Below are 10,763 nucleotides of genomic sequence, written 5' to 3' on the forward strand. Positions count from 1 at the left end.
GCGAGTGAGGATGTCCGGTGCTCCTGCTCCTGCTCCTGCTCCTGCTCCTGCTCCTGCTCCTGCTCCTGCTCCTAAGAGGCTGCCGCCTCCATCGCGTCCGCCTCGCGGCCGAGTTCGCGTCGGGCCCGCATGAACGGGCGTGGGCGGTCGACGGAGAGCACCGCGGTCGTCCGGCCGGCCCTCTCGTACACCGCGAGGAAGCCTCCTTCGCCGGGCGCCCCGTCGGTGACGGTGCCCTCCGTGACGCGGACGGTGTCGGAGTCGAGCCGCCGTCCGGCGAACTGGATCCGCGCTCCGTACTGGTCGGACCAGAAGTAGGGCAGCGGGCGTACGGTCTCCGCGGTGTAGCCGGCGAGGAGGTTGCGCACGGCGATCCGGGGCTGCTCGGTGGCGCTGGTCCAGTGTTCGGCGCGGGTTCCGCCGACACGGGCCACATCTCCGACGGCGACCACCTGGGGCAGAGCCGTCACACAGCCGTCGTCGCACAGCACGCCGTCGTGCAGTGCGAGCGCCGAGCCCGCGAGCCAGCCGGTGTTGGGGGTGGCTCCGATGCCGACGATCACCACGTCGGCGGGCAGGAGGCGGCCGTCGCGGAGTTCCACTCCGGTGACCGCACGGGTGCCGCGCAGTGCGGCGACGCCCGTGCCGGTGACCAGGCCGACGCCTCCGCGACGGTGCAGTGCCGCGCACAGGGCCGCCATCTCCGGGCCCAGTTGCGGTACCAGCGGCAGCGGTGCCGCCTCGACGACGGTGACGTCGTGACCGAGTCCCGCGCACGAGGACGCGGTCTCGGCCCCGATGAAGCCTCCGCCGATGACGACGACACGCCGGGGGCCCGCGGTCAGTTCGGCGCGCAGGGCACGGGCGTCGTCGAGGGTCCGCAGAGTATGGACGCCGGTGAGTCGGGGGCCCGGGAGCCGACGGGCACAGGCGCCCGTGGCGATGACGACGCCGTCGGCCGAGACGGTGCGGCCGTCGTCCAGCAGGACGGTGCGACCGCGGAGGTCGAGGCCACGGGCTCGGCTGCCCAGCAGCCACTCGGCGTCGAGTTCGGCGCTCTCCTCGGCGTCGCTGAGGGCGAGCCGGTCCTCGTCACACCGGCCGGTGAGGAAGTCCTTGGACAGGGGCGGGCGGTCGTAGGGGCGGTGCGGCTCGTCCCCGACGATCACCAGCCGCCCGTCGAATCCCTGGGCGCGCAGTTCGCGGGCCGCGTACAGCCCGGACAGCGAGGCTCCGACGACGGTCACGGTCCTCATGCGCGGGGCCCCTTCCGGAGAGCGGGTGCCGATCGGGCGGCCGCGACTCGGGCGGGGTCGAGGGCGAGGGCGGGGTCGAGGGCGGCGGACGGCGTGGGTCTTGCGACGTCGTGCCTGGAGGCGCCCATGGGAAGGTGGAGTCCGAGGGCACATGCCCTCGTGCCCGTGGTGGAAGGGATCGTCATGCCGCCGTGCCTTCCTTCGCTGCCACATGGACGTGGATGACGCCGTCGTCGACGGTGACGCGGTGGGTGCGGACGGGGCGGCGCGCGGGGAGGCAGGTCGGCTGCCCCGTACGGAGATCGAATGAGGCGGCATGCAACGGGCATTCCACCAGACAGCCCTCCAGCCAGCCCTCGGAGAGCGACGCGTCCTGGTGGGAGCAGGTGTCGTCGATGGCGTACAGCTCGCCGTCGGCGTTGAACACGGCGATGGGCGGCATGGTGTCGACACGGGCGGATTCACCCGCGGGGAGGTCATCAAGGCGGCAGACGGGAATCACGGGCCCCCCTCTCGGTCCAGGCCCACAGTCCTGGACCTCTCAGGTCCGGTCGGGTCCGAGACCTTCCCGGTCTCGGACGCTTCGGTAACATGATGTTTCGTATGGCGCACGAGGGAGCGCTATGCGCAACAGAATCCGCGCGGGATGCCCGTCGCGTCAAGGGCTTCCGGCAGATGCGGCTCAAACAGGGCCGCCAGGTGGTGAGAGTTGAGCTATGACCCGCACTCAGAAGCAGGCTGACCGTACCGAGGAGTCGCCGGAGAAGCAGGGCAGAGGCGCCGGGAGCGCCGTCCAGTCGGTGGACCGAGCGGTGAGCGTGCTGGAGATCCTCGCCCGGCTCGGCGAGGCGGGCGTCACCGAGATCGCCGAAGAGCTGGAGGTGCACAAGTCCACGGCCTTCCGGCTCCTCGGAGTACTGGAGAACCGCGGCCTGGTCGCCCAGGCCAAGGACCGCGGGAAGTACTTCCTGGGCGCCGGCGTACTACGCCTGGCGGGGGCGGCGGCAGTGCGCCTGGACATCTCGCAGGAGGGGGTGCCCGTCTGCCGCGAACTCGCGGACGAGCTGGGCGAGACCGTCAACATCGCGGTCCTCGACGACAACGCGGCGGTCAACATCATGCAGGCCCGCGGGGCCGCGTCCGTCACCGCGCAGAACTGGCTGGGCAGACGCACCCCGCTGCACGCCACCTCCAGCGGCAAGGTGCTGCTGGCCCATCTGCCGCCGACGCTCCGCGAAGGCCTGCTGGCCAGGACGCTGCCGCGGTTCACCGAACGCACGATCACCGGGACGGCCGCGCTGCGCGCCGAGTTGGAGGCCGTGGTCGAGCAGGGGTACGCGTTCGCCCTGGAGGAGCTGGAGCTGGGCCTTGCCGCCACGGCCTCGCCGGTGCGCGCCCACGACGGCAAGGTGATCGGCGCGATCAGCGTCTCCGGGCCGGTGTACCGGCTGGACTCGGACCGCCTGCCGGAACTCGCCAAACGCACCTCCGCGGCCGCGACCGACCTGTCGCGCCGGATGGGGTACGGCTTCTGACGGAGACGGGACCGGACGGTGGGCCGTTTCCGGACCACTTCCGGACCCCTTCCGGGCCGCTTTCGGATCGCTTCCGGCAGGCTTCCGGGCCGCTTCCCGGTCCCGGCAACGGCCCGCGCGGATCCCGTACCGCTCCCGCACCACTCCCGCACCGGTCGTCGACGGCTCGCGCCGCGCCGCCCGCCCGAGGCCCGGCGGACCCGGACCGTGTCGGGCTTCGTACCGACACCCGACACCCGACACCCGACACCGGCGCGGGGCCAGGAACGCCTGGCCCCGCGCTCGTGCGTCGGAGCGCGTCGGAGTGCGTGGGACGCGCGTGCCAGGCCTGTGTGTCGGGCAGATTTCAGGCGCCCGGCTCCTTTTGCCAAGGGTTAACGCGTACCTCTTGACGGCCCCCTCGGGGCGTTCTCACTATGTTCCTCATCGCGCAACCCATAGTGCATTGCGCAACAGCAGAGGAGCTTGGTCGTGCCACACGAGGTCCGTGCCGTAGTCGCTGTGAAAAAGGGCGCACCCGTCGAGGTGCAGACGATCATCGTTCCCGATCCCGGTCCGGGTGAGGTGCTCGTCGCCGTGCAGGCCTGCGGGGTCTGCCACACGGATCTGCACTATCGGGAGGGCGCGATCAACGACGACTTCCCGTTCCTCCTGGGCCATGAGGCGGCCGGCACGATCGAGGCGGTCGGCGCGGGCGTCACCGACCTCAAGGCCGGGGACTACGTGGTCCTCGCCTGGCGGGCCCCCTGCGGTTCCTGCCGCTCCTGCCGCCGCGGCCGGCCCTGGTACTGCTTCGACTCGCGCAACGCCGCCCAGCCGATGACCCTCCTGGACGGCACGCCGCTCAGCAACGCGCTGGGCATCGGCGCCTTCGCCGAGAAGACCCTGGTCGCGGCGGGCCAGGCGGTGAAGGTCAATCCGGCGGCCCGTCCCGAGGCAGCCGGTCTGATCGGCTGCGGGGTGATGGCCGGATACGGCGCGGCCGTGAACACCGGCAACGTCGGGCGCGGTGACACGGTCGCCGTCATCGGCTGCGGCGGTGTCGGCGACGCGGCCGTCGCGGGGGCCTGTCTCAACGGCGCCATGAAGGTCATCGCCATCGACATCGACGACAAGAAGCTCGACCGGGCGGAGCGGTTCGGCGCCACCCACACCGTCAACTCCCGTGGCACCGACCCGGTCGAGGCCGTACGCGCCCTCACCGACGGCTTCGGGGTCGACATCGCCATCGACGCCGTGGGCCACCCCGAGACCTTCAAACAGGCCTTCTACATGCGCGATCACGCCGGCCTGCTGGTGCAGGTCGGCGTCCCGTCGCCGCGGACGACGGTCGAACTGCCGCTGATCGACGTGTTCTCGCGCGGCGGCGCGATCAAGTCGTCCTGGTACGGCGACTGCCTGCCCAGCCGCGACTTCCCGTTCCTCATCGACCAGTACCTCTACGGCCTGCTGGACCTGAACGCGTTCGTCTCCCGGACCATCGCGCTCGACCAGGTCGAGGAGGCGTTCACGCAGATGCACCGCGGTGAGGTGCTCCGCTCGGTGGTGGTCCTGTGAACGGCCCCACCGCGACGACGAGGAGAGACATGTCCAGCACGCCCCGGACCAACCCCCGCGTGGTCGTCGTGGGCGCCGGCATCGTCGGCTGCTCCCTCGCGGACGAGCTCACCGCCCGCGGCTGGACCGACGTCACCGTCCTCGAACAGGGTCCGCTGCCCGCTCCCGGCGGCTCCACCTCCCACGCGCCGGGTCTGGTGTTCCGGACCAGCCCGTCCAAGACGCTCGCCGCGTTCGCCCAGTACACGGTCGAGAAGTTCGCCTCCCTTCAGGTGGACGGGGTTCCGTGCTTCGACCCGGTGGGCGGCCTGGAGCTCGCGACGACGCCCGAGCGGCTGGCCGAGCTGCACCGCAGGTCCGGTTACGCCGCCTCCTGGGGCGTACGCGGCGAGATCGTGAGCGCCGCCCGCTGCAAGGAACTCTGGCCCCTGATCGACGAGTCGGTCGTCCTCGGCGGCTTCCACACCCCCGGCGACGGGCTGGCCCGCGCCCTGCTCGCGTCCCGGGCCCAGCTGGAGCGGGCCGAGAGCCGCGGCGCCCGCTTCCTGGACCGGCACACCGTGACCGGGATCGAGCAGGAGGACGGCAGGGTCACCGGCGTCGTCACCGACCAGGGCGTCTTCCCCGCCGACCACGTGGTCTCGGCGGCCGGATTCTGGGGGCCCGTCATCGGCCGCATGGCCGGTGTCGACGTACCCCTGCAACCGCTCGCCCACCAGTACGCGAAGACCGGACCCCTCCCCGAACTGGCCGGCGCCACCACGGAGGCATCGAGGCCCATCCTCCGTTTCCAGGACCGCGACCTGTACTTCCGTGAGCACACCGACCGCATCGGCATCGGCAGTTACGCCCACCAGCCGCTCCCCGTGGACCCGTTCGCGGTCCTCGCCTACGACGAGGCGCGCGCGAACGGCCTGGAGATGCCGTCGTCGTTCCCCTTCACGGCCGAGGACTGGGCGCCGAGCTGGGACGACTGCCGCCGGCTGCTGCCCGCGCTGCGCGAGAGCGAGATCGAGGAGGGCTTCAACGGCGTCTTCTCCTTCACCCCCGACGGCATGCCGGTGCTCGGCGAGTCGCGTGCGCTGCGGGGGTTCTGGCTGGCGGAGGCCGTGTGGGTGACCCACTCGGCCGGTGTCGCCAAGGCCGTGGCCGAGTGGATGGTCGACGGCCGCCCGGAGATCGACGTCCACGAATGCGACCTCACACGCTTCGAGGACGCCCAGCGCTCCCCCGCGTACGTGAGGGAGCGCGGTGCGCAGCAGTTCGTCGAGGTGTACGACGTCCTGCACCCGCTCCAGCCGATGGACCGGCCGCGCCCCCTGCGGGTCAGCCCGTTCCACGCCCGGCAGCAGGAGCTGGGCGCGTACTTCCTGGAGGGCGGCGGCTGGGAGCGTCCGCACTGGTACGAGGCGAACGCCCCCCTCGCCGCCTCCCCCGCCCCGCTCCCCGAACGCGACGCCTGGTCCGCGCGTCACTGGTCGCCCGTCGCGGCGGCCGAGGCTCGGGCGACCCGCGAGAAGGTCGCGCTCTACGACATGACTCCCCTGCGCCGTCTGGAGGTCACCGGCCCCGGCGCCCTCGACTTCCTGCACGGCATGACCACCAACAACCTCCGCAAGAAGCCCGGCGCGGTCACCTACACCCTGCTCCTGGACGAGACGGGCGGCATCCGCTCCGACCTCACCGTCGCGCGGCTCGGCCCCGAGCGCTTCCAGGTGGGCGCCAACTCCCCCGCGGACCTGGACTGGCTGACCCGGCATGCCCCGCACGACGTACACATCCGGGACATCACGTCCGGTACCTGCTGCGTCGGCGTCTGGGGCCCGCTCGCCCGCGACCTCGTCCAGCCGCTCACCCGCGACGACTTCTCGCACGAGGGTTTCGGCTACTTCCGCGCCAAGGAGACGTATCTCGGCCATGTGCCGGTCACCGCCCTGCGGCTGAGTTACGTCGGCGAGCTGGGCTGGGAGCTGTACACCAGCGCCGACCTGGGGCTCCGCCTCTGGGACACGCTCTGGGCGGCGGGACAGGAGCACGGTGTGATCGCGGCCGGGCGCTCGGCGTTCAACAGCCTGCGCCTGGAGAAGGGCTACCGCGCGTGGGGCGTCGACATGACCGACGAGCACGACCCGTACGAGGCGGGGGTCGGCTTCGCGGTCCGGCTGGACAAGGGGGAGTTCACCGGGATGCGGGCGCTGGCGGGGCGGGGCGAGCCTCGGCGCCGGCTCACCCCGCTGCTGCTCGACGACCCGGCGTCGGTGGTCCTCGGCAAGGAGCCGGTGTACGTCGACGGCGCCCCCGCGGGGTACGTCACCAGCGCGGCGTACGGGTACACGGTGGGGCGGTGCGTGGCGTACGCGTGGCTGCCGGTACTGCCTGCCGGCACGGCGGTCTCCGTCGAGTACTTCGGCGAGAAGGTGGGGGCCACCGTGGCGGACGAGCCGCTGTTCGATCCGAAGATGACTCGCATCCGGTGTTGATCGCCCCGCGGGAAGGCGCGGTCGAGTCCGCGGCCCGGTGGGGGCCGAGCGTGCGGTTCCCCGCGCCCCTACGAGAGTGAAGAGCACCAGCGTCCCGCGCCCCTCGCTCCACAAAGACGGAGGTCCCCCGTGTCCCCCACGTACGACGTCATCGTCATCGGTCTCGGCGGTATGGGCAGTGCCGCCGCCCATCACCTCTCCTCGCGCGGTGTGCGGGTGCTCGGGCTCGAGAAGTTCGGCCCCGTGCACAACCGCGGTTCCAGTCACGGCGGTTCGCGGATCACCCGGCAGTCCTACTTCGAGGACCCGGCGTACGTGCCGCTGCTGCTGCGCGCGTACGAGCTGTACGAGGACGTGGAGCGGGCCACCGGGCGGGACATCGCGACGCTGTGCGGCGGTGTGATGATCGGCCGGCCCGACTCGCTCACCGTCTCCGGTTCGCTGCGCTCGGCCACGCGGTGGGACCTGCCCCACGAGATGCTCGACGCGGCCGAGATCCGCCGCCGTTTCCCCACCCTCTCCCCGCGCGACGACGAGGTGGGGCTCTACGAGGAGAAGGCCGGCCTGGTCCGCCCCGAGAACATGGTCGCGGCCCATCTTCAGCTCGCCACCCGGCAGGGCGCCGACCTGCACTTCGACGAGCCGATGACCCGCTGGGAGCCGTACCGGGACGGTGTACGCGTCCACACGGCCGAGAACACGTACACCGCGGGCCGGCTGGTGATCTGCCCGGGTGCCTGGGCGCCGCGGCTGCTGACCGACCTCGGGGTGCCGTTCACCATCGAGCGGCAGGTCATGTACTGGTTCCAGCCCGTGGGCGGGGTCCGGCCCTTCCTGCCGGAGAACCACCCCATCTACATCTGGCAGGACGCGGACGACGTCCAGGTCTACGGCTTCCCGGCCATCGACGGGCCGGACCTCGGTGCCAAGGTCGCGTTCTTCCGCAAGGGCCAGGTCTGCACCCCGGAGACCATCGACCGGACGGTCCACGAGGACGAGATCCAGGCGATGGCCGGCCACATGTCCCGCTGCGTCCCCCGTCTGCCCGGCACCTTCCTCAAGGCCGCCACCTGCATGTACTCCAACACCCCCGACGAGCACTTCGTCATCGCCCGGCATCCCGCGCATCCCGAGTCCGTGACCGTGGCCTGCGGTTTCTCCGGCCATGGCTTCAAGTTCGTGCCGGTGGTCGGCGAGATCCTCGCCGATCTGGCCCTGACGGGCACCACCGCTCACCCGATCGGCCTGTTCGACCCCCATCGCCTCGCCGCCGCGCCCGCCTGAGGAGCCCCTCGTGACGACGACCCCCGTCTCCCCCGCCCTTGCGTCCCCCGCGCCCGCCCCCGTCCCCGCGTTGCCACCGAGCCTGGTCAGCACGCTGCCGGGGCACTACTACACCGACCCGGAGATCTTCCGGCAGGAACAGGAGCACCTCTTCGAGTCGATGTGGTTCTGCGCGGTCCGCGGCGCCGACCTGGACCGGGCGGGCGCGTTCCGTACCGTCCAGGTGGGCCGCGAGAGCGTCCTGATCACCCGGTCCCGCACCGGTGAGCTGCGCGCCTTCCTCAACGTCTGCCGCCACCGCGGGGCCCGGCTCTGCACGGAGGAGTCGGGCGAGGTCCGGCGCAACCTCCAGTGCCCGTACCACGCCTGGACGTACGACCTGGACGGCAGGCTGATCGCGGCGCCGAACCTGGTGCGGATGCCCGACGTCGACCGCACGGAGTACGGCCTGGTCAAGGTCGCGCTGCGGGAGTGGCTCGGATATGCCTGGGTGTGTCTGGCCGACGAGCCGCCGTCCTTCGAGGAGACGGTGACGGGCGCGGCCGTCGAGCGGCTCGGGGACGTGGCGGCCGTCGAGCACTACGGCACACAGGACCTCGCCCTCGGAAGGCGCATCACCTACGACGTCCGGGCCAACTGGAAACTGATCGTCGAGAACTTCATGGAGTGCTACCACTGCGCGACGATCCACCCCGAGCTCACCGACGTACTGCCGGAGTTCGCGGACGGCTACGCCGCCCAGTACTACGTGGGCCACGGCGCCGAGTTCGGCGAGGAGGTCAAGGGCTTCACGGTCGACGGCAGTGAGGGATTCGGGCGGCTGCCCGCGGTCGCGGAGGACCAGGACCGTCGTTACTATGCGATAACAGTCAAACCCACTGTTTTCATCAACCTCGTCCCCGACCATGTCATCCTGCACCGCATGTTCCCTCTCGCCGAGGACCGGACGATCGTGGAGTGCGACTGGCTCTACGCGCCCGAGGTCGTCGAGTCGGGTGCCGACGTGTCGAAGTCCGTGGAGCTGTTCCACCGGGTCAACACCCAGGACTTCGAGGCCTGCGAGCGCACACAGCCCGCGATGGCGTCCCGTGCCTACCGAAGGGGCGGGGTGCTGGTGCCCACCGAGCACCACATCGGGATCTTCCACGAGTGGCTCATCGGCATGCTGGGAGGCATGGATGGCTCAGCTCTACATCGGCGGCACCTGGACGACCGCGCGGGAGAAACGCACGCGTGAGATCCGATGTCCGGCCGACGGCTCACTCGTGGCCGTCGTCGACGAGGCGGGCGGCCAGGACACGGCCGACGCGATCGCGGCCGCGCGCCGCGCCTTCGACGAGGGCCCCTGGCCGCGGACCCCCGCGAACGAGCGCGGCGACCTGCTGCTGCGGGTCGCCGACCTGCTCGCCCGCGACAAGGACGTACTCGCCAGGGCGGAGTCCCTCGACACCGGCAAGCGCCTGGTGGAGAGCGAGTACGACATCGACGACATCGAGAACTGCTTCCGCTACTTCGGCCGGCTCGTCGCGAGCGAGTCGGGCCGGGTCGTGGAGACGGGCACGGAGGGCGTCGACAGCCGGGTCGTGCACGAGCCGGTCGGTGTGTGCGCGCTCATCACCCCGTGGAACTATCCGCTGCTCCAGACGGCGTGGAAGGTCGCTCCGGCGCTGGCCGCGGGCAACACCTTCGTCCTCAAGCCCAGCGAGCTGACCCCGCACACCGCGATCCATCTGATGCGCCTCCTGGAGGAGGCCGGGGTGCCCGCAGGGGTGGCGAACCTGATCCTCGGCGCGGGTCCCGAGGCCGGCGCTCCGCTGGGCGACCATCCCGACGTGGACCTCGTCTCCTTCACCGGCGGTCTGCGGACCGGCCGCGGGCTGATGGCCGCGGCGGCCGGGACGGTGAAGAAGGTCGCCCTCGAACTGGGCGGCAAGAACCCGAACATCGTCTTCGCCGACGCCGACTTCGAGACGGCCGTCGACATGGCGCTGACCGCCGTCTTCCTGCACTCCGGCCAGGTCTGCTCGGCCGGGGCACGGCTGCTGGTGGAGGACTCCCTGCACGACCGTTTCGTCGACGAGGTCGTGCGCAGAGCCCGGCTGATCAGACTGGGCGGGCCGTTCGACGAGCGGGCGCAGACCGGGCCGCTGATCTCGGCGGCGCACCGGGCGAAGGTCGAGGCGTACGTCGCCGAGGGTCTTGAGGAGGGTGCGGTCCTGCGGTGCGGAGGGGAGCGGCCCACCGATCCTCCGCACCCGGACGGCTTCTACTACCCGCCGACCGTCCTCGACGAGTGCTCCCAAGACATGTCCGTCGTCCAGGAGGAGTCGTTCGGGCCGGTGCTGACCGTGGAGCGGTTCGCCGACGAGGCCGAGGCGGTGCGGCTGGCGAACGCGACGATCTACGGGCTGGCCGGCGGCGTCTTCACGTCCGACGAGGCGAAGGCGCAGCGCGTCGCGTCGGCCCTGCGCATCGGAACGGTCTGGATCAACGACTACCACCCGTACGTCCCGCAGGCCGAGTGGGGAGGCTACAAGCAGTCCGGGTTCGGGCGGGAACTCGGACCTGCCGGTCTCGCCGAGTACCGCGAGACCAAGCACATCTGGCGCACGACGAATCCACGTCCGCAGGGCTGGTTCTCGTGACCCACG

8 protein-coding genes are annotated in these 10,763 nt (G+C 71.4%); 6 read left to right on the plus strand and 2 right to left on the minus strand.

Annotated features, from left to right (window positions below):
- Positions 1-71: 71 nt before the first annotated feature.
- Together ACLVWQ_RS32935 and ACLVWQ_RS32940 are read right to left on the minus strand one after the other, a co-directional pair.
- Positions 72-1,256 carry an NAD(P)/FAD-dependent oxidoreductase gene (locus ACLVWQ_RS32935; RefSeq protein WP_414112899.1) on the minus strand — a complete coding sequence of 395 codons (1,185 nt, stop codon included), beginning with the start codon at positions 1,254-1,256 and terminating at the stop codon, positions 72-74.
- 181 nt (positions 1,257-1,437) lie between these two features.
- The gene (locus ACLVWQ_RS32940) at positions 1,438-1,758 is read right to left on the minus strand and encodes a bifunctional 3-phenylpropionate/cinnamic acid dioxygenase ferredoxin subunit (RefSeq protein WP_414112900.1); all 321 of its coding nucleotides are present in this window, start codon (positions 1,756-1,758) and stop codon (positions 1,438-1,440) included.
- Between the two features lie 214 nt (positions 1,759-1,972).
- Here ACLVWQ_RS32940 and ACLVWQ_RS32945 point away from each other — a divergent pair, with 214 nt between their 5' ends.
- The 6 genes from ACLVWQ_RS32945 (at position 1,973) to ACLVWQ_RS32970 (ending at position 10,757) form a co-directional block, all read left to right on the plus strand.
- A complete protein-coding gene (locus tag ACLVWQ_RS32945) occupies positions 1,973-2,791 on the plus strand; it encodes an IclR family transcriptional regulator (RefSeq protein WP_414112901.1) in 819 nt (272 codons plus the stop codon).
- 471 nt (positions 2,792-3,262) lie between these two features.
- Positions 3,263-4,348: an S-(hydroxymethyl)mycothiol dehydrogenase gene (locus tag ACLVWQ_RS32950; protein ID WP_414112902.1), complete on the plus strand. Its 1,086-nt coding sequence runs from the start codon at positions 3,263-3,265 to the stop codon at positions 4,346-4,348.
- Between the two features lie 29 nt (positions 4,349-4,377).
- The gene (locus ACLVWQ_RS32955) at positions 4,378-6,828 is read left to right on the plus strand and encodes a GcvT family protein (protein ID WP_414112903.1); all 2,451 of its coding nucleotides are present in this window, start codon (positions 4,378-4,380) and stop codon (positions 6,826-6,828) included.
- A 129-nt stretch (positions 6,829-6,957) separates the two neighbouring features.
- A complete protein-coding gene (gene solA / locus ACLVWQ_RS32960; RefSeq protein WP_414112904.1) occupies positions 6,958-8,112 on the plus strand; it encodes an N-methyl-L-tryptophan oxidase in 1,155 nt (384 codons plus the stop codon).
- A gap of 10 nt (positions 8,113-8,122) precedes the next feature.
- Entirely contained in the window at positions 8,123-9,349 is a 1,227-nt protein-coding gene (locus ACLVWQ_RS32965) for an aromatic ring-hydroxylating oxygenase subunit alpha (RefSeq protein WP_414112905.1), read from the plus strand.
- Positions 9,291-10,757 carry an aldehyde dehydrogenase family protein gene (locus ACLVWQ_RS32970; RefSeq protein ID WP_414112906.1) on the plus strand — a complete coding sequence of 489 codons (1,467 nt, stop codon included), beginning with the start codon at positions 9,291-9,293 and terminating at the stop codon, positions 10,755-10,757. The genes ACLVWQ_RS32965 and ACLVWQ_RS32970 overlap by 59 nt, the downstream gene beginning before the upstream one ends.
- Positions 10,758-10,763 lie beyond the last annotated feature (6 nt).

It is taken from the genome of Streptomyces sp. CWNU-52B (assembly GCF_047444975.1).
GTDB lineage: Bacteria > Actinomycetota > Actinomycetes > Streptomycetales > Streptomycetaceae > Streptomyces.

Bases quoted from the DNA above. Each gene is read 5' to 3' on its own strand.
- ACLVWQ_RS32935 (WP_414112899.1), bottom strand. From the start codon at position 1,256: ATGAGGACCGTGACCGTCGTCGGAGCCTCGCTGTCCGGGCTGTACGCG.
- ACLVWQ_RS32945 (WP_414112901.1), top strand. From the start codon at position 1,973: ATGACCCGCACTCAGAAGCAGGCTGACCGTACCGAGGAGTCGCCGGAG.
- ACLVWQ_RS32955 (WP_414112903.1), top strand. From the start codon at position 4,378: ATGTCCAGCACGCCCCGGACCAACCCCCGCGTGGTCGTCGTGGGCGCC.
- ACLVWQ_RS32970 (WP_414112906.1), top strand. From the start codon at position 9,291: ATGGCTCAGCTCTACATCGGCGGCACCTGGACGACCGCGCGGGAGAAA.